The organism is Pseudoalteromonas undina (assembly GCF_000238275.3).
GTDB lineage: Bacteria > Pseudomonadota > Gammaproteobacteria > Enterobacterales > Alteromonadaceae > Pseudoalteromonas > Pseudoalteromonas undina.
Genome location: NZ_AHCF03000002.1, coordinates 185,188 through 210,284 on the forward strand (window position 1 = coordinate 185,188; position 25,097 = coordinate 210,284).

A 25,097-nucleotide genomic window follows, 5' to 3' on the forward strand; every position below is an offset into this window, starting at 1 on the left:
CGTCATCTCACTTACAAAAAAACCTCCATGCTGGAGGCTTTTAGTATACATTAAACGGCTGTTAAAGAATAAAGCGGCTTAAGTCTTCATCTTCAACCAGCGCACCTAGGTGCTTTTCAACATAGGCAGCGTCAATAACTAAACTTGAACCCGCTTTTTCAGAAGCATCATATGAAATTTCTTCCATTAATCTTTCCATAACAGTATGCAGACGGCGAGCACCGATGTTTTCGGTTTTCTCATTAACCTGCCACGCGGCTTTAGCAATTCGCTCAATTGCATCGTCGCTAAATTCAACAGCGACTTGCTCTGTTTTGAGTAGCTCGCGTTGTTGTTCAGTAAGTGATGCGTGTGGCTCAGTTAAAATGCGCTTAAAGTCATCGGCTGTGAGTGCTTCAAGTTCAACACGAATAGGTAAACGGCCTTGTAACTCCGGGATCATGTCTGATGGCTTAGACATTTGGAATGCACCTGAGGCAATAAATAGCATGTGGTCAGTTTTAACCATGCCATGCTTAGTATTAACCGTAGAGCCTTCAATAAGCGGTAATAAATCACGTTGTACACCTTCACGGCTTACATCTGGGCCTGAGGCTTCACCACGCTTACAGATTTTGTCTATTTCATCAATAAACACAATGCCATTTTGCTCTACCGCAAAAATTGCTTGCTCTTTCAATTCTTCAGGGTTAACTAATTTACCGGCTTCTTCTTCGGTAAGTAATTTAAACGCTTCTTTAATTTTAAGCTTACGTTTAGTGCGTTTATCACCACCCATATTTTGAAACATACCCTGTAGCTGGTTGGTCATTTCTTCCATGCCAGGAGGAGCCATAATTTCAACATTCGGCTGGGCTTGCGCTAAGTCAATATCAATTTCTTTGTCATCTAACTGGCCTTCACGTAATTTTTTACGAAACGATTGGCGTGTTGATGAGTTTTCATCGCGCTGAACTTCACCGTATTGATCTTTCACTGGAGGCAGTAATACATCTAAAATACGCTCTTCTGCAGCTTCTTCTGCACGGTGTTTAAACTTTTTAGTTTGTTGCTCACGAGTCATTTTAATTGAAACATCAACTAAATCACGGATGATAGTTTCAACTTCTTTACCTACATAACCGACTTCTGTAAATTTAGTGGCTTCAACTTTGATAAAAGGGGCATTAGCAAGTTTTGCTAAACGACGCGCAATTTCTGTTTTACCTACACCAGTTGGGCCAATCATTAAAATATTCTTTGGCGTTACTTCTGTGCGTAAGTCTTCGTTTAACTGCATACGGCGCCAGCGATTACGAAGGGCAATAGCAACCGCTTTTTTTGCTTTTGCTTGACCAATAATATGTTGGTCTAGCTCATGAACAATTTCTCTTGGGGTCATATCAGACATGGCGAGTTCCTATTACAATTCTTCGATAGTTTGGAAGTTATTCGTAAATACACAGATGTTGCCAGCAATTGTTAGGCTTTTCTCTACAATTTCATGGGCACTTAAGTCGGTATTTTCTAATAAGGCGGTTGCAGCAGATTGTGCAAAGTTTCCGCCGCTGCCAATTGCGATCAGGTCGTTTTCAGGTTGTACGACGTCACCATTACCAGTGATGATCAATGAGGCAGTTTCATCAGCAACAGCTAGCAGGGCTTCAAGTTTGCGTAAGGCACGATCGCTACGCCAATCTTTAGCCATTTCTACAGCCGCTTTAGTTAGATTGCCTTGGTGCATTTCTAATTTGCTTTCAAAACGTTCGAAAAGGGTGAAGGCATCAGCAGTACCGCCAGCAAAACCAGCGATTACTTTGCCATTATAAAGACGTCGAACTTTTCGGGCATTGCCCTTCATTACAGTATTACCAAGAGAGACTTGGCCGTCACCACCAATAACAACTTTGTCATCACGGCGTACACTTACGATTGTAGTCATGTTATTCCTCATCATCGCGCTGCAAGGGGGCAGCGCGTAAAAAACGATTATGAAGAGGTTATATGGGTGAATGGTTTAAATTCAAGTCCAGCCCCAAATTCCGCAGCCAACGATATTAATTCGTTTTAGTTTGTTCTTATCACTTTCTGCTTGGCGCTTGGTTTCATAAGGCCCTAAACGCACCTTATACCAAATACCATTAGTACCTGTGGTTTTTTTGATCTCTGAAATTAGCCCTGCAAAGGCTATTTTAGCCTTTAAGGTTTCAGCTTGTTGATGCGTTTTAAATGAACCACACTGCATAACATACGGGCCTTTTTGTTCAAGCTCTTTCACTTCAACTTGAATTTCATGCTCTTTAATTTCTTTAATAAATTTAGGTGGCCGCGGTTTAGCTATTTCTACTTGTTTTTCGGCTGTTGGGTTTGCCTGTTTTTCAACAAGATCAGGATCGGCATTATTTTTAACAAACCAGAGTCCATATGCGAAACCACCCACAAGTACTAGTGCAATGAAAGTTAATAACAGCGGAAAAGGTTTTTTAGCCGGTTCTTGTTTGGTGTTTTTTCTATTTTTTGGTTTTTTATTAATATAATCGTGCTGTGCCATGGTGTTATGTGTGGCCTTACCTAAATCATGTCTGTAGGGTCTACGTCTAAACTCCAGCGAACTTTTTGAGCTAGTTTACTGGTGCTGAGATAATTAACCATTTGTGCAAGATACGGGTGTAAAATGCGTCGATCTTGCGCTTGAATATGTAATTGAAAACGATACATCCCCGCAATCTTTTCTAAAGGCGCAGGGATAGGTCCAAGCAATTGTATACCAGATACCCCATTGACAGGAACCAAATCCGTTAGAAAGTCGACGACTTGCTTAATGTTATGTCCCTGTGCACGAACTATCGCCATACTGGTGATGGGTGGTAACTGCGCGTCACTGCGCTCAGTGAGCGCAAAGCGGGCAAAATCTTGATAGCCGTTATTAACTAAATCTTGTAATAACGGGTGCTCAGGGAAGTGTGTTTGTAATAATACTTCACCGGGTTCACCAGAACGTCCCGCTCTACCTGCAACCTGTGTCACTAATTGAGCAAGGTGTTCTGTTGCCCTAAAGTCACACGAATATAAACCACTATCTACGTCTAAAATAAGTACTAAGCTTACATCCGCAAAGTGGTGGCCTTTGGCCAGCATTTGCGTACCGACTAAAATGCGTGCGCCACCTTGGTTTATTTCATCCAATGCTTTTTCAAGGCTGCCTTTGCGCCTCGTAGAGTCGCGGTCTATTCGGCTAATTGGGATGTCTTTAAATTCAGTACTCAAAAATTCTTCTATTTGTTCAGTGCCTTTACCGTTAGGAAATATCTGCGTGCTACCACAATCAGGGCATTGATGCGGTACTTGATATTGGTCACCACAGTGATGGCAAATCATCTGACCGATGGCTTTATGAAAGGTTGCACTCGTGCTGCAGCGATTACATTCACTTAACCAACCACACTCATGACATATTAAAGTAGGCGAAAAACCACGGCGGTTTAAAAATACCATTACCTGCTTACCTTTATTCAGGTGCTGGCGCATTATCGCTAGGCTCGCATGGGCAATACCGGCTTGATCAGGCTGACCTTTCATGTCGAGAAGCTTAAATTGATTATCGGTGGCAGTTTGTGCTCGCTCACTTAATGTGAGTAACTGGTATTTGTTATTAATTGCTTTGTGCAGTGTTTCTAATGCGGGAGTCGCACTGCCTAAAATAAGCGGAATGTTATGCTGATAAGCACGATACGCTGCTAAATCACGTGCATGATAGCGTAAAGTATCTTGTTGTTTAAATGAAGCATCATGTTCTTCATCAACCACAATCATCCCGAGTTTTAAAAAGGGCAGAAAAATACTCGAACGAGTACCTATAACGATGGCACAACTGCCTTTTTCACAAAACCGCCATGTTTGCAGGCGCTCGTTATCGGTGAGCGCTGAATGCCATAGCATAATTGGCGTGTCAGGGAAGCGGCGCCTAAAACGATTCACTGTTTGCGGTGTTAGACCTATCTCAGGAACAAGTACTAACGCTTGCTCTCCACGCTTTAACACCTCTTCAAGACACTGTAGGTAAACTTCTGTTTTACCGCTACCAGTGACACCTTCAAGTAAAAAGCTATTGAAACCGGTGCTTTGATTAATAGCTGTGCAAGCAATCGCTTGTTCTTTATTTAAGCGAGGCTTAGTGCCCACAGTAGGAGAGGCATGTTGCCATTGATTGTCATGTTCAATGGTTTGCACTATCAACTCTTTTGCCAACAGGCTATCAATAGTCTTTTTATTAAACCCGAGAGCTTTTAGTTCCGTTAATGATGACTTACCCGATGCAGATAATTGCTTAAGCAAGTTAAGCTGTGTTTTAGCTTTTAAAGATGGTAAAAGCGCCCCTTTATCAGTTAACGTCAGCATATTTATACTGGTTTTATCAGGGCATTCACCTTGGCGCAGCGCATTGGGGAGTGCAATATGAATAGTTTCACCTAGTGGATAACAATAATAACGCGCAGTAAACTTCAGCAGCTCCAAATGTTGCGCAGATAACACCGGCGAATTATCAATTACTTCAATAATAGATTTGATTTTGCCTTCAGGAACTTCTGTATCGGTTTTTAAACTAAGGATAACCGCTACTTTTCGTTGATTGCCAAAAGGGACGAGTACGCGCATGCCAGGCTGCAATTGAGTCAGCGGTGTTAATTGCTCATCCACTTTATAATCAAAGGTGCGAGGTAAGGGGACTTTTATTGCAACTTCAACAAAACACATAACAACTCAACTAAGAAACCTAATAGCCTAATGTACTAAAAATAGTATTAAAAGCCTACCGACAAATCAGTAATCAATAGGTGTTTGCCGACTTTTTAGTAAAAAGAATAATTAAAGCTTGTGTGCGTGCGGGTTGTTGGATAAAATTCGCGACCAATAAATTTGTTTTAACGACGTATGGTGCCAGACTTCGGGTTTGGAGAGCGATGCGGCCTTAACTAGAGGTTCCTATGAAAGAAGGTATTCACCCTAAGTACGAAGTAATTTCTGCAACTTGTTCATGCGGAAACAAATTCGAAACTCGTTCTACTTTGTGTAAAGACATTCACTTAGACGTATGTTCTGCGTGTCACCCGTTTTACACTGGTAAGCAAAAGATTTTAGACACTGGCGGCCGTGTTGATCGCTTCAACAAGCGCTTCGGTGCACTTAGCAGCAAAAAATAATTTTTTGTTTCTATGTAAAAAAAGCACCTTAGGGTGCTTTTTTTGTGCCTAAAATTCACTTATCCCTCCATTTTTATAACAGTTTTGTATTTATTATTTTTGCATAACTATTTCCTGTTCTTATTCCGAATATGCATAAACATTTGCAGACAAAATTGCCAATATTCTCTATATTTTTATTTGTTACACTTTAAATATGGTACTTAAATGTAGTTAACGTGAAGTTATTTGTATTTAAAGTTAAACAAAGTTCGGTATTTCACTATTTTAATTTAAGACTGAAAAGAGTATTTCATAAATATTGAATAAGGGTAAAAACGACCAGTAATTTTCATTTTTATGACGAATTTATATTTTAAAAATGTCAGGATAATCTAGGGAAGTTGCTGATAAATCACTTAAAATTAAGAGTTCTAGCATATAACAGGATAGACCTGATATTGCTTGGAATTTAAAAATAATAAAGGTATCGTAGAATAAAACTACCTCTCACTTTAACTTAAATTGCAGGATATAATCGCGTTATGTCAGATTTTCGTGAACAAGCACTACATTACCATGCCCATCCCGTTCCAGGTAAAATCAGTATTGAGCTGACCAAGCCCGCTGAGACGGTTAAAGACCTCGCGCTCGCATATAGCCCAGGTGTTGCAGAACCTGTTCGTGAAATTGCCGCTGATCCAGCAAATGCCTATAAGTATACTGGTAAAGGAAATATGGTTGCGGTTATTACTAACGGCACCGCAATTTTAGGCTTAGGTAATTTAGGCCCTCTGGCCTCAAAACCAGTAATGGAAGGCAAAGCATTATTATTTAAACGTTTTGCAGGCCTAGATTCAATTGATATAGAAGTTAAGCACCGCACAACCGAAGACTTTATCAACACGGTTGCGAATATTGCAGACACGTTTGGTGGTATCAACCTAGAAGATATTAAAGCGCCAGAATGTTTTGAGATAGAAAAAGCACTTATAGAACGTTGCAGCATTCCTGTGTTTCATGATGATCAACATGGTACGGCAATTGTAACGGCTGCGGGTATGCTAAATGCGCTAGAAGTACAAGGTAAAGCAATTGAAGATGCGATTATCGTGTGTTTAGGTGCCGGCGCTGCAGCTGTTGCCTGTATGGAGCTTTTAATTAAGTGTGGCGCACTGCGTGAACATATTTATATGTTAGACCGTAAAGGTGTTATTCATACACGTCGTGATGACTTAAATGAATATAAGCAATTATTTGCAAACAACACGGATAAACGTACTTTACAGGACGTAATTGAAGATGCCGATGTGTTTGTTGGTGTATCAGGCCCTAATTTATTAGCCGCCGATGATTTGAAGTTAATGGCTGACCGCCCAGTTGTATTTGCATGTTCAAACCCCGATCCTGAAATTGATCCGCAATTAGCACATGCTGCACGCAACGATCTTATTATGGCGACTGGCCGCTCTGATTATCCGAACCAAGTTAACAACGTACTTTGTTTTCCATTTATTTTCCGCGGCGCACTAGATGTACGCGCAAGTGAAATAAACGATGAAATGAAAATAGCTGCTGTAGAGGCAATTCGCAGTATTGCTAAAGAGCTAGTTCCGGCTGAAGTACTGACTGCTGCAGGTATCGATAAATTAGAGTTTGGTGCTAAATATATTATACCAAAACCTATGGATCCGCGCTTACTGCCTCGTATCGCCAAAGCCGTTGCTCAAGCTGCAGTTGATTCGGGTGTGGCACAAATTGATATGCCAGAAAATTACATGGCGTAATTTTAAGTGTAAATTAACGCAAAAAAACCTCAGCATTTGCTGAGGTTTTTTTATAACACAGATAAAGAAATTTAGTCTTCATTTAAAATAGGCACTTCTAGTCCCATTTCTTGCATTATTTTCTTCACCTCTTCAGGTACTTTTTCTGCGTTGTCTTTACGTAGATCATCATCATTAGGTAGCGGTTGCCCTGTAAACGCATGCAAGAACGCTTCGCATAAAAGCTCACTATTTGTTGCATGGCGTAAGTTGTTTATTTGACGACGGGTACGCTCGTCGGTTAATACTTTTAATACATTTAGCGGGATCGAAACGGTGATCTTTTTTACTTGTTCGGATTTTTTCCCGTGTTCTGCGTATGGGTGAATATATTCACCATTCCATTTAGCCATAAGATGTATCGTTGCCTCAGATTATAAATTGCTCACACAGCATCAAAGCGTGTAAATATGCGTGAAATTCTATCGGTTTAAAAAAGATAGTCAAATACTAGTTATTTAGCTATCTGGACATTTAAATGTTTTGACATCTTAAACTGCATGCGCTACCTTTTAGACGTCTAAACATCCAAAATAGTAAAGGTGACGAAAATGAGTGAAAAAAATAAGGCAACAATTGCTGTTCGTACTGGAATAGAAGCCGATAAACAGCATGGTGCGGTTGTTCCACCGCTTTATTTATCAACCACTTACTCATTTGCTGACTTTGATACCAAGCGCCAATATGATTATGGCCGCAGTGGTAATCCTAACCGTGACATTTTGGCTGAGGCGCTCACTGAACTTGAAGGCGGGGCTAAAGGTATAATTACCGCAACGGGCATGGCGGCTGTTCACTTAACAACCCAATTATTAAATAGTGAAGATACATTAGTGATCCCTCACGATTGCTATGGGGGCAGTTATCGTTTATTTACTTCACTGGAAAAACGCGGCTTATTAAAGCTAGAAGTGGTCGATTTCACTAAAAGCGAAAGCTTATCGCATATTCTTGTTATAAAGCCTAAGCTGATCTGGATTGAAACACCGAGTAATCCAATTTTACGATTAACTGATATTAAAGCGGTTACCGATATTGCTAAGCAGTGTGGTGCACTCGTTGCTGCCGATAACACATTTTTATCGCCGGCTTTGCAAAATCCGATTAAATTTGGTGCTGATATTGTGGTTCACTCCACTACTAAATATATCAATGGTCATTCAGATGTTGTTGGTGGTGCGGTTATTGCGGCTAGCGCTGAGCTTGGCGAAGAACTGGCATGGTGGGCAAATAATATTGGTATTACAGGGGCACCATTTGATAGCTATTTAACTCTCAGAGGTTTGCGCACGTTAAACGTGCGTTTGAGGCAACACCAAGAAAACGCACTCGCTATTGCACAGTATTTAGAAAACTCCCCGTTTGTTGCTCAGGTTTACTATCCAGGTCTTGAATCACATCCACAACATACGCTTGCTAAGGCGCAGCAGTTTGGCTTTGGTGCAATGGTTAGTTTTGATATCAAAGGCGATATAAACGATGCTGCAGCGTTTTTAACGCGCTTAAATGAATTTAGCTTGGCGGAATCATTAGGCGGAGTGGAAAGTTTGATTTGTCACCCCGCAACCATGACCCATGCAGGCATGGAGGCGACTGCTCGTGCAGAGGCTGGGGTGGGTGATACGCTTATTCGTATTTCGGTGGGTATTGAAGATGCAAAAGACTTACTTGCTGATTTAGACAGGGTATTTAATTTGGTTCGCCCCGGGCAAGCAGATAACGCGTTAGCTGCAAAAAATGGTGCTAGTGAGTCATTTGGTTCAGCAAAATTAAACGCGGCGCATCCGGCGTTATGGTAGTGCCTACCAATTTTGAAAATACAAAACATGAAGTCGAGTTGGTATTAACATGGTAAATCAGGTTCATAAATTTGGTGGTTCGAGTTTAAGCTCAGCGGATCGCTTTAAAAGTGTCGCAAATATTATTTTAACTCATGCTCAAGCAGGGGATTGTGTGGTGGTATCTGCTGCCGGTAAAACCACCGATACCTTGGTTAAATTGTGGCAAAGCTTCCAACAGCAAGATACCCAAGCGATTGCTGACATTATTTTATTAATAAGTAATCATCAATCTTCGCTAATTGAACAATTGCTTATAGCGGGTGCTAAGCATGAAGCACTCAATATACTTGCCACTGAGCTAAGCACGATTACCCAGCAGGCCAAGCAAGGTACCTTAGCTGAAGCGTGGCTACTAGCTCATGGCGAATTATGGTCTGCAAGGCTATTAAGCGCTTACTTAGGGCAACTTAACGTTAGTGCTTGCGCACATGACGCTAGGCAGTTATTCATATTAGACGCAGGGCAGCTACAGCATGCTAATAATCAGCAGCAGTGCTTAAAAGCCATAGATGCAAGCAAAATTAATGTCGTTACAGGGTTTATTGCGGCTAATTTACAACATGAAACCGTGACCTTAGGGCGAAATGGTAGTGATTACAGTGCTACTTTATTAGCACGATATTGCAATGCTAAAAAAGTGTCTATTTGGACTGACACTCAAGGTGTTTTTAGTACTGATCCGCGTAAGGTCGCTAATGCGATTAAGTATGCGCGGGTGTGCCGCGAACAAGCTAATTTATTGGCTAGACTAGGTAACCCTGTACTACATGCTAAAACATTATCGCCATTAAAAGGGACCGATATAGAGTTAATTGTTCGCAGTAGTTACGATCTTCAAGGCAGCCATACCGAAATAGTTAAATTAGGAATGAGTAAACAAAAGCGCTTTTTAACCACGATTAACAATGTGGATTTACTTACTGTTGATGACTTGAGTGAAGGCGAGGTAGCGCATGTTAGTCAGCTTATTCAGCATAGTTTGCATCACTTTGAACATGCGGGCGAAATTTACTTGGTAGTCCCTGCGTCGGCGACATATCAGGTGGTTAATTATTTTGCTGGCCGCGCCAACATTAGTGAGTCTAACTTAAATGGGGTTGCAATTATTGCATCAGAGCAAGATATAGCGATGCTCAGTGAGCAAAGTGCAGCTGTACTTCAAGCGCAATCAATCCATCCTAGGTTTACTCATTTTGGTGACGGTTATACGTTATTATTAACCGATCAGGTACTTGAGAGTGATGTGCTGAGCTTACTGCATGATAAATTGATCAATAAAGCGCAAGAAATAGCTTTAATTATTGCAGGGCTTGGTAATGTGGGTACCGAATTTATGCGCCAACTACCATCACAACTAGCCCGTTTATCATCAGGTTTTAACGTTAAGTTAGTAGCATTACTGCGCTCAGAGCAGATGCTGGTTAATGCCAATGGGTTAGATTGTGAGAGCTGGCAACAGCAAGGGGAAAACCATGCAAGCCCCTATCAGCAAGCTGATTTGTTGTCATACATTGATACGCTTGAGTATGAACATAAGGTAGTGATTGATATTACCGCCAGTGAATATTTTAGCCAGCTTTATAGCAAATTTGTGGAATTAAATTGTCACTTAATTAGTGCTAATAAATACGCAGGCACAGCTCCGCTGAGCTGGTATCAAGCATTACGTGAAGATTTGGCACAGCGCGGCTTACATTGGCGTTATAATGCTAGTGTGGGAGCCGGATTACCGATTAACTTTGCACTGGCCGACTTGCAAAACAGTGGCGATAAAATAACGCGTATAGAAGGCGTGTTTTCTGGCACGCTGTCATGGTTATGCAGTATGTATGATGGCAGCAAGGCATTTTCAGATTTAGTGCTTGAAGCACAAGCTTTGGGGTTCACCGAACCTGATCCGCGAGAAGATTTATCTGGCCGAGATATGCAACGCAAGTTGCTTATTTTGGCGCGTGAATTAGGTATTGAATTGGAACTTGATGACATTTCTTTATCCGCATTGATGCCCGATGAGCTAAGTGCGGGCAGTTGGAATGACTTTGTTGATAACAAGGCTAGTTTAGATACGTTTATCAAGCAGCACTTCGAAGCGGCTTTGCAACAAAATGCTGCACTGTGTTATACCGGATTGCTAGAGTTTAAAAACAGCAAGCTAAACGCTAAGGTAGGAATTGCCTATGTACCAAAAAGCGAAGCGGTTGCTAATTTAACACCTGGCGATAATATTTTTGTGATTAATACTCAGTGGTATAACCAAAACGCATTAGTGATACAAGGCCCTGGTGCGGGTAAAGAAGTGACCGCAGCGGGCGTGCACTCTGACTTATACTGGTTGGTACAAAATATTAGTTAGACCATCAAAAAGGCCGCAAATTAGCGGCCTTTTTAATGTTCGCTATATTTAAAATAGCTCTTCTTCAGTTTTAGTGTTTTCTTCAAATATATCATTTGGTTGTGATAACACATACTTGGTGGGAGCGGTGCCTTTTTCAAAGTATTCAAAACGGCTGGTGTAATCGTTTTTATGACTTAATAGCCCCGTTTCTAAGTCAATACGAATAGAAACCAACCCTTCAGGCGGTTCGATAGGTGCCGCAGGTTTACCATCCAGTGCGACTCTCATAAAATCCACCCATGCAGGCTGAGCTGTTTTAGCACCTGATTCTGCGCCTGATATTTGCCCACTTCCTAAGTTATTGTTATAGGTTGAGCGTCCCAACGTATTACCAGGGTTATCAAAGCCAACCCAAACAGAGGTCATCACATCGCGATTAAAGCCGCTAAACCAAGTATCTACAGAGTCATTCGTGGTGCCTGTTTTACCTGACAGATCGCGACGTTTTAGCGCTTGTGCACGCCATCCTGTGCCACTCCAACCTGTTTTATGAGACCAGCTACCACCCCCCCAAATTGCGCTGTTCATAGCACTGGCAATTAAAAATGCATTTTGTTTAGATATAATCTGCGGCGCGCAATTTGGTGCTACTTGCTCACTTAGCATTAGCGAGCTAGGCGTTGTCGTTTCATTATCACAAATTACAGTCGGGTTAGTTTTAAATAAGGTGTTGCCCATGGCATCTTGAATTTCTGAAATAAAGTAAGGTTCGATTAAGTGGCCGCCATTGGCAAAAGTACTCATGCCACGAGCTAACTCTATTGGAGTGATAGATGCGCTACCTAAAGCCAGTGATTCACTGCGATTTATATCTTCATTTGCAAAGCCAAATTTAAGTAAATGATCGGCTGTACGTTGCAAGCCAACACCACGTAATAAACGTACCGAAATCACATTTTTTGATTGTGCTAAAGCACGGCGAATGCGAATAGGGCCATTATAAATGGCAGGGCTATTTTTAGGTCGCCATGCGACACCTTGGCTTTTATCCCATTGATTTATAGGAGCATCATTTAAAATTGACGCTAAGGTGTAGCCTTTTTCAAGTGCAGCAGAGTATATAAATGGCTTAATATTAGAGCCAACTTGGCGTTTAGCTTGCACTGCACGGTTATATTGGCTTTGTTCAAAGCTGTAACCGCCTACAATGGCTTTTATACGCCCGTCTTGTGGGTCTAAAGACACAATGGCGCTTGCAGCTTCAGGGATTTGACTCAAAATATAGCTGTTGTCATCATTTTTACGCAGCCATATTTGCATGCCAGGCGTTAATATATCGCTTGCTGTTTCAGGAGCAAAGCTTTGGCGATAACGGGTGATAAACTTACGTGCCCACTTTAGATTATCCCAGGTCAATGTTGTGTGTTCGCCGCTTTTAAGTATTACTTCCGCGCTTTTGTCGGATACATTTAAAACTGCAGCGGCTTTTAGAGGGCCTAGTTCATTGGCCTCTTTTAAAATGTTTAATAACTTAGAATCAGAAGGTGTGGGCTCTGTTTGTGGATCCCATAAAATGGCTTCAGGACCTCTAAATCCATGGCGCATATCATAGGCATGTAAATTGTTAACCAAAGCCGTTTGTGCCGCCTGTTGAATATTTGACTCAACAGAAGTATACACTTTAAATCCAGAGTTATAGGCTTTATCTATACCGTAGCGCGACACCATTTCAGCACGTACCATTTCTGAAATATATGGCGCATATAAGTCAATTTCAGCCCCATGGAAATAGGCGGTAATTGGCTGGCTCGTAGCTTCGTTATACTGCGCTCTAGAAATATATTTTTCATCTAGCATTCGCCCTAACACTACATTTCTTCTGGCCTTGGCTCGCTTTGGATTACGAATAGGGTTAAGTGCTGAAGGCGCTTTGGGTAAACCGGCAATCATTGCCATTTGTGCAAGAGTAAGCTCTTTTAGCTCTTTACCATAATAAACCTGAGCAGCTGCACCAATACCAAAGGCTCGGTTTCCTAGCTCTATTTTATTCAGATAAAGTTCAAAGATTTCATCTTTTGAAAGTAAATTTTCGATATGGATGGCAATAAATATTTCTTTTACCTTACGAATGTAGGCTTTTTCTCGCGTTAAAAAGAAGTTACGAGCCAACTGCATCGTGATTGTACTAGCACCTTGCTTTTTTTCACCGGTAGAAATAAGTACCAGTGCTGAGCGTACAATACCAATTGGATCGATACCGATATGGTCATAAAAACGGTTATCTTCTGTTGCTAAAAAAGCTTGTAATAAAGGCTCAGGAATTTGGTCTATAGTTACAGGGATACGTCTTTTTTCACCAAATTGGTTGATTAAGAGTCCATCTTTGGTGAATACTTGCATAGGCGTTTGTAATTGAACGTTTTTTAAAACCTGTACGCTTGGAATATCGGATTTAACGTAGTAATAAAGGCTAAGCAATGTAATTAGTGCAAGTAATGCACAAATGATCAAAAATTGTAAAGTTCTTTTTAATAAAATCACTGATAATTCCCTAAACGGACTCCCAATTACAGGTTGAGACTGCTAGTATATATTGATTAAAAATTGAATAATATTTTTTAAGATATAAATTATAACTTGTTTATTATTAAAACAAAGGCAAAGTTTCAAACATGCTAAGTCAATTGATAAAAAAACCATCGCCTATGATGGTGGGTATTGATATAGGATCGCACTCTATCAAGGCCGTGCTTTTAAGTGAAACAGAAACTGGGCTTCGACTAGAGGCACTTGCAATTGAACCTATGCCAAAAGGCGCTATGAGCGAGCGTAACATTCAAGATATTGAAGCAATTGGCAATGTGATAACCAAGTTAAAACGAAAACTACCAAAGTCATTAAAGTCTGCTGCTGTTGCTGTCTCAGGGCAAACAGTGATTACCAAAGTCATTTTCATGGATGTTTCCTTAAGCGACGCTGAATTAGAGTCACAGATTGAGATTGAAGCCGATAGTTTGATCCCCTATCCGTTAGATGAAGTCAGTTTAGATTTTGAAAAACTCTCTACTAACAGTGCCGATCCGAGCAAAATTAATGTTCTACTTTCTGCAGCGAGAACGGAAAGTGTGGAAGCGAGAGTAGGCGCACTTAGTGCTGCTAACTTAACTGCAAAAGTTGTGGATGTTGAAAGTTATGCATTAAGTCGGGCTATGGATGTTTACTATCAACAGCTCCCATCTGATGCGTTTGATAAGACCGTTGCGGTAGTTGATATAGGTGCAGTGCTTACCTTAGTCAGTGTAGTGCAATCTGGTGAAACAATTTATACCCGCGACCAAGTATTTGGTGGTGACCAATACACAAATAGTATTGTTGCTTACTACAATAAAGGCTTTGATGAGGCTGAAATTGGTAAAACAACGGGTGATTTACCTCCTAATTATACATTTGAAGTGTTAGCGCCTTTTCAAACCTCGCTATTGCAGCAAGTTCGTCGTGCTGTACAAATGTTTTTAACCACAACGGGTAAAGAGCAGTTGGATTATATCGTACTGACTGGCGGTTCTGCCATGATTAAAGGTATTGATAGGTTATTAATTGAAGAATTAGGGATACATACGGTTGTTGTTGAACCATTTGATAAAATGGAAATATCACCTAGAGTAGATCGTAATATAATACAGCGCCACCGCACTCAGTTTGCAATTGCGACCGGCCTGGCGTTGAGGAGTTTTTCATCATGCCACATATAAATTTACTACCTTGGCGTGAATTACAGCGTGAGCAATCTAAAAAGAAATTTATTACATTGCTGATGGCCGTGGTTATAGTTTGCTTTGTAACTATGTACGCGCTGAGTACATTTTATAGCGGTCTAAAAGAAGGACAAATGCTAAAAAATAACTACCTCAGCTCAGAAATTACAATGCTTGATCAAAAAATTCGCGATATACGTGATTTAGACAAAAAAAAAGAAAACCTACAACAACGTATGCGTTTAATTGAAGAACTACAAAGCAGCCGAAATTTAGGCACGCAAATAATGGATGAAGTGGCAAAAATAGTGCCTGCCGGGGTTTACTTAACCAAGCTTGAGCGTAAAGGTAGTCAAATTCATGTATTAGGTAAAAGTGAGTCTAATAATCGTTTATCCACTATGCTTCGACAGGTACAAAGTTCTTATTTATTAGAGCGCCCGACAATGCAAGGTATTGTTGCAGGTGAGCAGTCTTCTCGTTTACTCAGCGATTTTAATATGGAGTTCTACGTAAAACCATTTGGCAGAATAGGTGAGGTACGTAATGAACCTTGATTTTAAGTCGTTTTCAGAAATAGATTGGAATGAAATAGAGCTTGATAATATAGGCGAGTGGCCAGTTATTGTAAAAGCAATATGCTGCTCTTTTGTTGCTTGTCTCGTATTGTTTTTTAGCTACAGCTTATTAGTGTCAGATGAGATAGAAAGCTACCATAACGCGGTTGCCAAAGAGATAGAATTACGCACAACTTATCGAACTAAATATGCAGTTGCCAGTAAGCTCGATATCTATCGTGAACAAATGGTTGAGATGGAAGATAAGTTTTCTCAGCTATTAAAACGTCTACCTACCTCAAATGAGACGCCAGGATTATTAGATGACCTTTCCTATGTGGGGACAACCAGCGGCTTAACATTTTTAAAAATTGGTTGGCTACCAGAAGTTGAAAAAGAGTTCTATACCGAACTACCCATTAAAATTGAAGTGGTAGGCACTTATCATGAGTTTGGTGAATTTGTAGGAAAAGTGGCTCAATTGCCAAGAATAGTAAGTTTACACGACTTTTCTATTTTATCATCTGGCGAAAAGCAGCTAACATTTAGTGTAGTAGCAAAAACTTATCGTTATGAAGAGGGAGTAAGATGATGAAGCAACTTCCCTTTTTAACTGTCGCAATATTGTTGCTCAGTGGCTGTAATGAAGATACATCTGAGCAAAAAGAATTTATTGATCAGGTTAAGGCAAACACTACTGCACGTGTAGAAAAAATACCTGAGTTAGTTAAATTTGAGCACTTTGAATATAACGCCAAAGATATACGTAGCCCTTTTGTAGCACCAGAACCAGAAATTATACAAAATAAGCTAACACAAGTTAAAAACTGTCTTCACCCAGACCCAGAACGTGTTCGTCAACCTCTGGAGAAGTACCCATTAGATAATTTATCAATGAAGGGCACAATAGGATCGAACGGCAAGACATGGGCGCTCATTACAGCTGCTGATAACACCTTACACCGAGTATCCATAGGGAGCTATTTAGGTACCTATGATGGAAAAGTAAGCAGTGTTAATAGTGACTATATTGAATTAGTAGAATTAATCCCTGATGGGTCAGGTTGTTGGAAAGAACGTTTGACCAAATTAGAAATGTTAGAGGCGGCAACTAATGGCGCAAATTAATAAGAAAAATGGTATTCCCTATATGCACAAAGCTGAGTGTTCGCATCACCGTATTTTAACGACGTTGCTATTTGTATTTTTATTACTAATTACGAAAACAGTCAGTGCAGCCCCTTTACTCTATGATGTTCGATATAATCCATTACTTAAAGGTGAAACCGAATTACAGCTAGTATTTGATGAAGAGTTACAGCAACAACCTGAGGTACAAGTTTTTAATAGTCCGGCACGTATAGAGTTATTATTTAATGCTGTTGAACTAGATGAAGGGTTGGCAAATATTGCTATTAACCAAGCAGGAATAAGTAACATCAGCAGCATGATGACCAGCGCGGGTTTAAAGGTAACCATTAATTTGGAGCGATTAAAAATATATGAAACTGAGGTAAACAACAATTTAGTTTCAATAAGAATATCTGATAATCCCCTAACAGAGCAAATGGTAACAACAAGTGAAGATACACCTGCTTATACCTCTAATTATATTAATGGCATTCAAGCAATTGATTTTCGCCGCGGTGAAAAAGGTGAAGCAAAAGTACTTGTTTACCTGCAAGATACACAGGCTGCTATTGAGGTTCATGAAAGTGGCGGGAAAATCATTGCAGAGTTTCATCATACCGATATTTTAGATGACTTATTGTATGAATTAGACGTACTCGACTTTGGTACTGTAGTGAGCAGTATAGAAACGTTTAAGGAAGATAATCTGACACGCATTGTAATTGAACCTAATAAAGCTTTTGCTTACACGTATCAGCAAATCGAAAATATTTTTACCTTAACGGTTGAGAAAGACGAGACTCAAAATGGATTTTTAGATGGAGGCAAAGAATACTTAGGCCGCCCTATGACGCTTAATTTTCAGGATATCTCTGTTCGCGCTGTGTTACAGATTATTGCGGGCTACAATGATTTTAACTTGGTAACAAGTGACTCAGTAACTGGCAATATTACCCTTCGCTTAGATGGGGTCCCTTGGGATCAGGCGTTAGACGTCGTGCTAAGAATAAAAGGCTTAGACAAACGTATGGATGGTTCTATATTAATGGTGGCGCCATCTGAAGAGCTTGCTGCCCGTGAAGCAAAAGAGTTAAAAGCGAAGCAACAAGTTGAAGATTTAGAGCCACTATATAGTGAATACATCCGTTTAAATTACGCCAAAGCAGAAGATTTTGCCGACTTATTAAAAACAGATACCAATAGTATTATTACAGCGAGAGGCAGTGTGTCTGTTGATCAACGTACTAATACGCTATTAATGAAAGACACAGCAAAAAGCATTGAAAGTGTTCGCCGCATGGTCGAAACCTTAGATATACCGGTCAAACAAGTGGTTATTGAAGCGCGTATGGTAACCGTTCGTGATAATGTAACCGAAGACTTAGGCGTTCGTTGGGGCTTCAGTGATCAACAAGGCTCTGATGGTGTTTCTGGTACATTAGAAGGCGCTGAAACGATTTCTAATGGAAATATTCCTAGCCTTTCAGATCGACTCAACGTTAATTTACCTGTCGCAAATCCATCGGCAAGTATTGGTATGCATATAGCTAAACTAGCTAATGGAACGTTAATTGATTTAGAATTAACTGCGCTCGAAGAAGAAAACAAGGGTGAAATCATTGCTAGTCCGCGTATCACCGCTGCTAACCAGCAAAAAGCGCGTATTGAGCAAGGTACTGAGATCCCCTATGTTGAATCTGCTTCAAGTGGCGCAACAACTGTAAGCTTTAAAAAGGCAGTGTTGAGCCTAGAGGTAACACCTCACATCACACCAGACAACAAAGTTATTTTAAACTTAATAATTACTCAAGATACCCGTGGTGATACTGTTCAAACAGGAACTGGTCCTGCTGTTGCTATTGATACGCAACAAATTGAGACTCAAGTTCTCGTTGAGAATGGACAAACGGTAGTGTTGGGTGGTATTTTCCAACAGCAAATTATTAATTCGACCAAAAAAGTACCTTTATTGGGCGACCTTCCTTACGTAGGAAGACTATTTAAAAGCACAAGCGAGTTTAATGAAAAGCGCGAACTGCTGATTTTTGTCACACCTAAAATTCAAATAGACTAATTACCTAACCTGAGTGCTGCTTGAGACAGATTGACTCTTCAGGGCTTTGGTTACTCAAACTATCTAGGCTGAACGACAAACTAGATGGAATTGGTATTTAGTTATGTTGGTGTGAACACTCCCTGTAAATGTACAATTAGGCAGTATATAATTTTATATTGTGTACTGTACTGCGGATGCATTTTAAGACTACGTTTATGTTGTTTGTGACTGAGTTTTTTTGAAATTACTATACAAAAGCACTTACTAAGTAACACGTAGTAACCTTTAATTGCATAAATTTTAACCCTAGAAGATAAACTTGCCTATAATAAGGTGCTTTTTTGTTAACCAATGGGTAATTATTTAGTTTAATTGCTCGTTATATGGCTTTTTATCCTAATTGACTTGAAATACCCGACCGATTACTGAGATAATCCCTTTCTTAATTTTGGGGCCAGGTCGTTAGGCGGGGTTTTATTTCAAATTTTAGAGTTCGTTTGTACTAAAAGATATGGCTGAGAAACGTAATATATTTCTAGTTGGCCCCATGGGGGCTGGCAAAAGCACGATTGGTCGTCACATCGCTGACCAATTACACCTTGAATTTGTTGATTCTGATCAAGAAATCGAACGTCGCACGGGCGCAGATATTGCCTGGGTATTCGATCTTGAAGGTGAAGAAGGCTTTAGACTTCGTGAAGAATCTGTTATTGGTGACTTAACCGAGATGCAAGGTATTGTTCTTGCTACTGGTGGTGGCTCAGTAATGAGTAAAGAAGTTCGAAACAAGCTTTCGGCTCGCGGTATTGTTGTATACCTAGAGACACCGATTGAAAAGCAAGTTGCACGTACGCAACGCGACAAGCGTCGCCCATTACTGCAAACAGAAGAAGCACCTCGTGATGTACTTGAGCGCTTAGCAGAAGAGCGTGAACCATTATATAAAGAAGTAGCTGATTTTGTTGTACGCACTGATGAGCAGAGCGCGAAAGTTGTTGCTAACCAAATAATCGAGAAATTGGATTTTTAAAAGCCAGTATTAAAAAGGACTAACCCAGCATGCTTGAATTAACTGTTAATTTAGACGAGCGAAGTTATCCTATTTATATTGGTCAATCTGCACTTCAAGATACAGGCCGTCTAATCCATCATATTGGTGATTGTCGGCCTATCATCATTACTAATGACACTATTGCACCGCTCTATCTTCAGCAGTTGCTTGACTCATTAGCACAGCTAAACCCACTTCATTTTATTATTCCAGATGGCGAGCAATATAAATCGCTTACCTGGTTTGAAAAAATATCAGCATTCTTACTTGAAAATAATTGCGGTCGTGACACCTGCTTAATTGCATTAGGTGGTGGCGTAGTTGGTGACTTAACTGGTTTTGTTGCTGCCTGTTATCAGCGCGGTGTGCCTTTTATCCAAATTCCTACCACGTTATTATCTCAAGTCGATTCTTCAGTTGGTGGCAAAACAGCAGTAAATCACCCGTTAGGTAAAAATATGATAGGGGCTTTTTATCAACCCCAGGCTGTGTTTATAGATACGCGTTCTCTACATACTTTACCTACCCGAGAGTTTGCTGCAGGCATGGCTGAAGTTATTAAATATGGCCTAATTTACGACACTGAGTTGTTTGCTTTTTTAGAGCGAAATATCGCTCAATTACAACAGTTAGATGAAGCCTGTTTACAGCATATTATTTTTAGATGCTGTGAAATTAAAGCGCTTATCGTTGCACAAGATGAGAAAGAGCAAGGCCTGCGTGCGCTGTTAAATTTAGGGCACACGTTTGCCCATGCTATAGAAGCGCAAATGGGCTACGGCGTGTGGTTACATGGTGAAGCTGTGGCAACAGGTATGGTGCTTGCTGCCAAGCTTGCTCATACTCGTAACGACTTAATACAGCAAGATGTAGAGCGTATTACCACATTAATAGCAGCATATAATTTACCAATCGAAATCCCTAGCGATATGACTAGTGAGCAATTTTTACTGCATATGCGCAAAGATAAAAAGAATAAAAAAGGGACTATCCGATTTATTTTACCCACCAAATTTGGTCAGTGTGCATTAGTTGATGATGTATCTGATGATCAAGTTAGAGCATTGATCGAGCAATAAATGCAGTCACAAATTTTACCAAGCCGTGCGGCTTTGGTGGATAGAATCGCATTACAATTTGAATATGGTCAAAACCTAATTGTTTTATTGGGTACTTCTGGTCTAGGTAAAAGCTATTTGCTTGAAACCTTCATTACTGATAAATATAACGATTTTAATAAAGCATTTGTGCAAGTAAGCGCACAGATGACTGATGTGCAGTTAATGACTCAGTTATTAGAGCAAAGTTTTAATGCCCCTTTAATTGATCACAACCTAAGCTTATCGCAAAACTATTATCAATTAGCGCAACAGCAACAATGTGGGGCGTGTTTGTGGGTTATTGATGGCGGCAGACACTTATCTGAAGAGCTAATCGCGGAGCTTGAGCTACTATCAAAAAATGCACCTAATGTACTTTATATTATGATTGCATCGCAGTCTAAACTACCCTTTAAAGATGCAGTAAATATACATTTAGAGCCATTAAATACAGTTGAAAGTAAGCAGCTTATGGGGTGGTATTTTACGAGCTTACCTTATGATGAAGATCCTGTCTTTCAAACCTTTTTAGTTGAAGCTCAAGGTAACCCGAGTCTGTTGTTAGCCTGGCAGCCAAGCGAGCAGGTTGCTGATATTGTCGTTAAAGATAAGGTGTCTTGGCGCTTACAGTTGCTCACATTATTATTGATAATTATGCTGTTGATTATTGGTCTTGTATACAAAGCCGATATGACCCAGTGGTGGGAAAATGCTAATCGTCAAATTGATGAGCAAGTGCTATCAACCGCTATTACAACTGAGCAAGCTATTAAAAATAAACCACAGCAACTTATACCACCTGTAAGTAGTGAGCCGTCAGCGGCTGTCATTCAAAAGCCCACTCAAGACACCACCAATAATAATGTTCCAGCGATTGTCGAGAGCTTAACGGAATCAACGATTGTTGTTGAGCAGGAAAAGCCGGAATTAAAACCCGTTGAAGAAAAACCGATTACTAAACCTGCACAAACAAAGTCGCAAAACCAAATAGTAAAAATACCCAGTAATTGGTACTTACAACAACCTGAGGATAATTTTGTTATTCAGCTCTTAGCCGTAACTCAGCAGCAGGTAGGTAATGAGTTTATTGCTAAACATAAGCTAAAAAGTATTACTAATACATACCAAACTAAACGAAATGGTAAAATATGGTGGGTAGTAACTACAGGTAGCTTTGCTAACTTAAATGAGGCGAAGCAAGCACTGCAAGGACTTCCTGCAGGGGTTAGAAAAAATAAACCTTTCTATAAAAAAATTAGTAAAATAAAACAAGAAATTGCACGAGTTGATCAGTAAACTCAGTAACTTTAGTGTAAAATCGCGCAACACCGAATTGAAGTAAAGAGCCAATGCAGCAAAAGAGTAGAGCCTTCCTTAAGTGGGCTGGCGGAAAATACAGCCTCGTTGAAGATATTAACGCGCGACTAAATCAAGCAAGTAAGCATGCAGATACTTTGGTTGAACCTTTTGTTGGTGCGGGCTCAGTGTTTTTAAATAGCAATTTTAAACACTATGTACTTAACGATATTAATGCTGATTTAATCAATTTATATAAAGAGCTCAAGCGTTCGCCTGATGAGTTTATTAGTGATGCCAAAAAGCTTTTTGTTGATTTAAACAACCACTCAGATGCGTATTATGATTATCGCGTGCAGTTTAATCAAAGCAGCGATGTATATGAGCGAGCTATCTTATTTTTATATATGAACCGCCATGGTTATAACGGATTATGCCGCTATAACTTAAAGGGCATTTTTAATGTGCCTTTTGGTAAATATAAAAAGCCTTATTTTCCTGAAAAAGAAATGTACTTTTTTGCTAGCAAAGCGCAACAGGCTACATTTACTTGCCTAGGGTATGATGATGTATTCAAACTGGTGCCTAATAATGCAGTGATCTATTGCGATCCGCCTTATGTGCCATTAAGTAAAACGGCATCCTTTACTTCGTATGCAAAAGGCGGGTTTAATTTGGACGACCAGGCTAATTTAGCGAACTTAGCTGAGCAAGCGGCATTTGAGAATAATACGCCGGTCCTTATTTCAAATCACGATACGGTATGGACACGCAAAATTTACAGCCAAGCTTCTTTGGATAAAATTCAGGTTAAACGCACGATTAGCCCAAAAGGCGGTTCACGAAATAAAGTCGATGAGCTAATGGCTATGTACTTAGCACCGAAGTCACGGTTGCGTAAATAGCCAACACAAATAATACAAAAAGTACCACGGCAATAGCTATTAATGTAATAGGGGAGTGGTGTTTAAAGTCTGTTTGACGTTTATCTTCGGATTGCACACCAAAAAATGCAGCTAGCACACTTTGTAACGCGCTTAAAAAGTGCTGCATTAATTAAAATAATGGTTTGATTGAAGAGGGTTTGTGATTGTCATCAGTACCTGTTAATAACTCTAGGAAGTCTAGATAATGGAACTGTGCACTGCGGCTATCGCCGGTTAACCAAGAAGCCCATGAGGAATCTTCTTCAATTTGAATACAGCGGTTTACACTATGATTGATAGCGTTAGTTTGCTCTTTATGAAAACAAGTGTTGGCAGAGCTTAATTCTTGCTCCGTATTTGAAGAAAGCGACGCTGCTCCAATAATGACACTTACCGACGTGATTAATAATCCAATTTTAAAAGCACGCATAATATAAACCTAATAATTTAGTTCTTCGCGAAGCATAACAAAAATCGCTTAAATAATACACTTTATTTTTAGTTATATTCACAGCTAATCATACCGCAGAATTTTTTATAAGCATGTTTTATCCTTCTTAGCTCACGCAGCTTAACTGTTGTTATAGTTAAAGACAGTTTGTCATTGGTGTTGCTAACTTAGCGCTATTTTTTAAAGGTGTTACTTGGGTAACATCGTTAATTAAGTTACATTAACGCCATAAATTATTCATTAATGGATTAGCGATGCTCAACTGTGAACAAAAATACTTAATAGCGCCCTCAATATTATCTGCAGATTTTGCACGCCTTGGTGAAGATGTCGACAAAGTGTTAGCTGCAGGAGCTGATGTTGTCCATTTTGATGTAATGGATAACCATTATGTCCCTAACTTAACAATAGGCCCAATGGTGTGTAAAGCACTTCGCGATTATGGAATTAAAGCCCCTATTGATGTTCATTTAATGGTAAAACCGGTAGATAGCTTAATTCCACAATTTGCCGAGGCGGGTGCATCAATTATTACCTTTCATCCAGAAGCCAGTGAGCATATTGACCGTACTTTGCAATTGATAAAAGATCAAGGCTGTCAGGCTGGCTTAGTGTTCAACCCTGCAACAAGTTTAAGTTACCTCGATCACGTGATGGATAAAGTAGATGTGATCTTATTAATGTCAGTAAATCCTGGGTTTGGTGGGCAAAGTTTTATTCCACAAACACTGGAAAAACTGCGAGAGGCAAAGCAACGCATAATTGATTCAGGGCGTGATATTCGTTTAGAAGTTGATGGCGGTATTAAAGTAGATAACATAGCTGCAGCGGCTGAAGCGGGGGCTGACATGTTTGTTGCAGGCTCTGCTATTTTTAATCAGCCTAACTATAAAAGCGTAATTGATGAAATGCGCCAACAATTAGAAAGTATTAAATAATGAAATATGATGCTGCACTATTTGACTTAGACGGCACGCTAGTTGATAGCGTGTATGACTTATATATGGCCTTAAATCTTACGCTAAGTGATTTAGCGTTTCCCATAGTTAGTCAGCGATTAGTTGAAAGCTGGGTAGGTAATGGCATAGAGGTGTTAGTAAAGCGAGCTCTATGCGGCGATATGCAAATTAGTGAACACCTTGACGAAGCATTGAGTGAACGAGCAATTAAGCTTTTTTATCAACATTATAGTGAGCAGGTTGGTGAATACAGCGTATTATATCAGCATGTTGAAACTGGACTCGCAGCCCTTAGTGGTATGCCCAAAGCACTTATTACCAATAAGGCACGCCGCTTTACTGAACTACTTTTAGATAAACTGGCTATTCGCAGTCATTTTGAAGTAATTGTTTGCGGTGACGACATGGCAAAAAAACCGTCACCTGAGCCACTCCTATTTGCTTGCAATACATTGAATGTTTCGCCAAATAAAGCCATTATGATTGGTGATTCAAAGAGTGACATACTAGCAGCACAAGCCGCTAATATTGATGTGATAGCCCTCACATACGGGTATCATCAAGGAGAGCAGCTAGGGGATTATAATCCACAGTACCTATGCGATAACTTCTTAGCTATAATACCGACACTAACGCAGCGTTAAGCATTTCAAA

At 40.0% G+C, this 25,097-nt stretch carries 23 protein-coding genes; 15 read left to right on the top strand and 8 right to left on the bottom strand.

Features of this window, described 5'->3' with window-relative positions; translation table 11 throughout:
- Positions 1-61: 61 nt before the first annotated feature.
- From hslU to priA, 4 genes are all read right to left on the bottom strand, one after another.
- A complete protein-coding gene (hslU, locus tag PUND_RS01445; protein WP_010390408.1) occupies positions 62-1,390 on the bottom strand; it encodes an HslU--HslV peptidase ATPase subunit in 1,329 nt (442 codons plus the stop codon).
- Between the two features lie 12 nt (positions 1,391-1,402).
- Positions 1,403-1,921, bottom strand: a complete 519-nt coding sequence (hslV, locus tag PUND_RS01450; RefSeq protein ID WP_010390410.1) for an ATP-dependent protease subunit HslV — start codon at positions 1,919-1,921, stop codon at positions 1,403-1,405.
- An 81-nt stretch (positions 1,922-2,002) separates the two neighbouring features.
- Positions 2,003-2,530 carry an SPOR domain-containing protein gene (locus PUND_RS01455; RefSeq protein ID WP_010390413.1) on the bottom strand — a complete coding sequence of 176 codons (528 nt, stop codon included), beginning with the start codon at positions 2,528-2,530 and terminating at the stop codon, positions 2,003-2,005.
- Between the two features lie 20 nt (positions 2,531-2,550).
- On the bottom strand, positions 2,551-4,734 hold the full coding sequence (gene priA, locus PUND_RS01460; RefSeq protein ID WP_010390416.1) for a primosomal protein N': 2,184 nt from the start codon (positions 4,732-4,734) through the stop codon (positions 2,551-2,553).
- A 230-nt stretch (positions 4,735-4,964) separates the two neighbouring features.
- Between priA and rpmE the strand changes: the two genes are divergently transcribed.
- Positions 4,965-5,180, top strand: coding sequence for a 50S ribosomal protein L31 (rpmE, locus tag PUND_RS01465; RefSeq protein WP_008115018.1), 216 nt, complete (start codon positions 4,965-4,967; stop codon positions 5,178-5,180).
- A gap of 524 nt (positions 5,181-5,704) precedes the next feature.
- Complete coding sequence (locus PUND_RS01470) at positions 5,705-6,946, top strand: malic enzyme-like NAD(P)-binding protein (protein ID WP_010390420.1); 1,242 nt, start codon at positions 5,705-5,707, stop codon at positions 6,944-6,946.
- A gap of 71 nt (positions 6,947-7,017) precedes the next feature.
- On the opposite strand, the gene metJ is transcribed toward PUND_RS01470, so the two are convergent.
- Positions 7,018-7,338, bottom strand: coding sequence for a met regulon transcriptional regulator MetJ (metJ, locus tag PUND_RS01475; protein ID WP_008115021.1), 321 nt, complete (start codon positions 7,336-7,338; stop codon positions 7,018-7,020).
- Positions 7,339-7,536: 198 nt separating this feature from the next.
- Between metJ and metB the strand changes: the two genes are divergently transcribed.
- Positions 7,537-8,784: a cystathionine gamma-synthase gene (gene metB, locus PUND_RS01480; RefSeq protein ID WP_010390422.1), complete on the top strand. Its 1,248-nt coding sequence runs from the start codon at positions 7,537-7,539 to the stop codon at positions 8,782-8,784.
- A gap of 49 nt (positions 8,785-8,833) precedes the next feature.
- Positions 8,834-11,179 (top strand): bifunctional aspartate kinase/homoserine dehydrogenase II, encoded by a 2,346-nt coding sequence (gene metL, locus PUND_RS01485; protein WP_010390424.1) that lies wholly within the window; start codon positions 8,834-8,836, stop codon positions 11,177-11,179.
- A gap of 48 nt (positions 11,180-11,227) precedes the next feature.
- Here the strand turns inward: metL and PUND_RS01490 are convergent, their stop codons facing one another.
- Positions 11,228-13,702 (bottom strand): penicillin-binding protein 1A, encoded by a 2,475-nt coding sequence (locus PUND_RS01490; protein WP_010390428.1) that lies wholly within the window; start codon positions 13,700-13,702, stop codon positions 11,228-11,230.
- A 131-nt stretch (positions 13,703-13,833) separates the two neighbouring features.
- On the opposite strand from PUND_RS01490, the gene PUND_RS01495 reads away from it, so the two are divergent.
- The 9 genes from PUND_RS01495 to PUND_RS01535 all read left to right on the top strand — a co-directional run bounded on the left by PUND_RS01495 (position 13,834) and on the right by PUND_RS01535 (position 23,012).
- Positions 13,834-14,913 carry a pilus assembly protein PilM gene (locus PUND_RS01495; RefSeq protein WP_010390429.1) on the top strand — a complete coding sequence of 360 codons (1,080 nt, stop codon included), beginning with the start codon at positions 13,834-13,836 and terminating at the stop codon, positions 14,911-14,913.
- A complete protein-coding gene (locus PUND_RS01500) occupies positions 14,901-15,473 on the top strand; it encodes a PilN domain-containing protein (protein ID WP_010390430.1) in 573 nt (190 codons plus the stop codon). Before PUND_RS01495 ends, PUND_RS01500 begins: the two co-directional genes overlap by 13 nt.
- Positions 15,463-16,065 carry a type IV pilus inner membrane component PilO gene (locus PUND_RS01505; protein ID WP_010390431.1) on the top strand — a complete coding sequence of 201 codons (603 nt, stop codon included), beginning with the start codon at positions 15,463-15,465 and terminating at the stop codon, positions 16,063-16,065. The genes PUND_RS01500 and PUND_RS01505 overlap by 11 nt, the downstream gene beginning before the upstream one ends.
- Positions 16,065-16,601 carry a pilus assembly protein PilP gene (locus PUND_RS01510; RefSeq protein ID WP_010390432.1) on the top strand — a complete coding sequence of 179 codons (537 nt, stop codon included), beginning with the start codon at positions 16,065-16,067 and terminating at the stop codon, positions 16,599-16,601. Before PUND_RS01505 ends, PUND_RS01510 begins: the two co-directional genes overlap by 1 nt.
- Entirely contained in the window at positions 16,588-18,678 is a 2,091-nt protein-coding gene (locus PUND_RS01515) for a type IV pilus secretin PilQ (RefSeq protein ID WP_010390433.1), read from the top strand. The genes PUND_RS01510 and PUND_RS01515 overlap by 14 nt, the downstream gene beginning before the upstream one ends.
- Before the next feature lie 493 nt (positions 18,679-19,171).
- A complete protein-coding gene (aroK, locus tag PUND_RS01520) occupies positions 19,172-19,690 on the top strand; it encodes a shikimate kinase AroK (RefSeq protein ID WP_008466255.1) in 519 nt (172 codons plus the stop codon).
- A 29-nt stretch (positions 19,691-19,719) separates the two neighbouring features.
- A complete protein-coding gene (gene aroB, locus PUND_RS01525; protein WP_010390435.1) occupies positions 19,720-20,790 on the top strand; it encodes a 3-dehydroquinate synthase in 1,071 nt (356 codons plus the stop codon).
- Positions 20,791-22,107, top strand: coding sequence for an AAA family ATPase (locus tag PUND_RS01530; protein ID WP_010390438.1), 1,317 nt, complete (start codon positions 20,791-20,793; stop codon positions 22,105-22,107). It begins immediately after the preceding gene.
- A 53-nt stretch (positions 22,108-22,160) separates the two neighbouring features.
- Positions 22,161-23,012 (top strand): Dam family site-specific DNA-(adenine-N6)-methyltransferase, encoded by an 852-nt coding sequence (locus tag PUND_RS01535; RefSeq protein ID WP_010390441.1) that lies wholly within the window; start codon positions 22,161-22,163, stop codon positions 23,010-23,012.
- Here the strand turns inward: PUND_RS01535 and PUND_RS01540 are convergent.
- A complete protein-coding gene (locus PUND_RS01540; RefSeq protein ID WP_041709648.1) occupies positions 22,975-23,160 on the bottom strand; it encodes a DUF2970 domain-containing protein in 186 nt (61 codons plus the stop codon). The genes PUND_RS01535 and PUND_RS01540 overlap by 38 nt on opposite strands.
- A gap of 3 nt (positions 23,161-23,163) precedes the next feature.
- Positions 23,164-23,463 (bottom strand): hypothetical protein, encoded by a 300-nt coding sequence (locus PUND_RS01545; protein WP_010390444.1) that lies wholly within the window; start codon positions 23,461-23,463, stop codon positions 23,164-23,166.
- A gap of 275 nt (positions 23,464-23,738) precedes the next feature.
- Between PUND_RS01545 and rpe the strand changes: the two genes are divergently transcribed.
- Both rpe and PUND_RS01555 read left to right on the top strand, forming a co-directional pair.
- Positions 23,739-24,422, top strand: coding sequence for a ribulose-phosphate 3-epimerase (gene rpe, locus PUND_RS01550; RefSeq protein ID WP_010390446.1), 684 nt, complete (start codon positions 23,739-23,741; stop codon positions 24,420-24,422).
- Entirely contained in the window at positions 24,422-25,087 is a 666-nt protein-coding gene (locus PUND_RS01555; RefSeq protein WP_010390448.1) for a phosphoglycolate phosphatase, read from the top strand. Before rpe ends, PUND_RS01555 begins: the two co-directional genes overlap by 1 nt.
- Positions 25,088-25,097: the final 10 nt, after the last annotated feature.

Coding starts and splice junctions, on each gene's coding strand:
- rpmE (WP_008115018.1), top strand. CDS start 4,965: ATGAAAGAAGGTATTCACCCTAAGTACGAAGTAATTTCTGCAACTTGT.
- aroK (WP_008466255.1), top strand. CDS start 19,172: ATGGCTGAGAAACGTAATATATTTCTAGTTGGCCCCATGGGGGCTGGC.
- PUND_RS01470 (WP_010390420.1), top strand. CDS start 5,705: ATGTCAGATTTTCGTGAACAAGCACTACATTACCATGCCCATCCCGTT.
- PUND_RS01535 (WP_010390441.1), top strand. CDS start 22,161: ATGCAGCAAAAGAGTAGAGCCTTCCTTAAGTGGGCTGGCGGAAAATAC.
- PUND_RS01510 (WP_010390432.1), top strand. CDS start 16,065: ATGAAGCAACTTCCCTTTTTAACTGTCGCAATATTGTTGCTCAGTGGC.
- metL (WP_010390424.1), top strand. CDS start 8,834: ATGGTAAATCAGGTTCATAAATTTGGTGGTTCGAGTTTAAGCTCAGCG.
- PUND_RS01495 (WP_010390429.1), top strand. CDS start 13,834: ATGCTAAGTCAATTGATAAAAAAACCATCGCCTATGATGGTGGGTATT.
- PUND_RS01500 (WP_010390430.1), top strand. CDS start 14,901: ATGCCACATATAAATTTACTACCTTGGCGTGAATTACAGCGTGAGCAA.
- PUND_RS01505 (WP_010390431.1), top strand. CDS start 15,463: ATGAACCTTGATTTTAAGTCGTTTTCAGAAATAGATTGGAATGAAATA.
- rpe (WP_010390446.1), top strand. CDS start 23,739: ATGCTCAACTGTGAACAAAAATACTTAATAGCGCCCTCAATATTATCT.
- PUND_RS01455 (WP_010390413.1), bottom strand. CDS start 2,530: ATGGCACAGCACGATTATATTAATAAAAAACCAAAAAATAGAAAAAAC.
- PUND_RS01540 (WP_041709648.1), bottom strand. CDS start 23,160: ATGCAGCACTTTTTAAGCGCGTTACAAAGTGTGCTAGCTGCATTTTTT.
- PUND_RS01555 (WP_010390448.1), top strand. CDS start 24,422: ATGAAATATGATGCTGCACTATTTGACTTAGACGGCACGCTAGTTGAT.
- PUND_RS01515 (WP_010390433.1), top strand. CDS start 16,588: ATGGCGCAAATTAATAAGAAAAATGGTATTCCCTATATGCACAAAGCT.
- aroB (WP_010390435.1), top strand. CDS start 19,720: ATGCTTGAATTAACTGTTAATTTAGACGAGCGAAGTTATCCTATTTAT.
- metB (WP_010390422.1), top strand. CDS start 7,537: ATGAGTGAAAAAAATAAGGCAACAATTGCTGTTCGTACTGGAATAGAA.
- metJ (WP_008115021.1), bottom strand. CDS start 7,338: ATGGCTAAATGGAATGGTGAATATATTCACCCATACGCAGAACACGGG.
- PUND_RS01530 (WP_010390438.1), top strand. CDS start 20,791: ATGCAGTCACAAATTTTACCAAGCCGTGCGGCTTTGGTGGATAGAATC.
- hslV (WP_010390410.1), bottom strand. CDS start 1,921: ATGACTACAATCGTAAGTGTACGCCGTGATGACAAAGTTGTTATTGGT.
- priA (WP_010390416.1), bottom strand. CDS start 4,734: ATGTGTTTTGTTGAAGTTGCAATAAAAGTCCCCTTACCTCGCACCTTT.
- PUND_RS01545 (WP_010390444.1), bottom strand. CDS start 23,463: ATGCGTGCTTTTAAAATTGGATTATTAATCACGTCGGTAAGTGTCATT.
- hslU (WP_010390408.1), bottom strand. CDS start 1,390: ATGTCTGATATGACCCCAAGAGAAATTGTTCATGAGCTAGACCAACAT.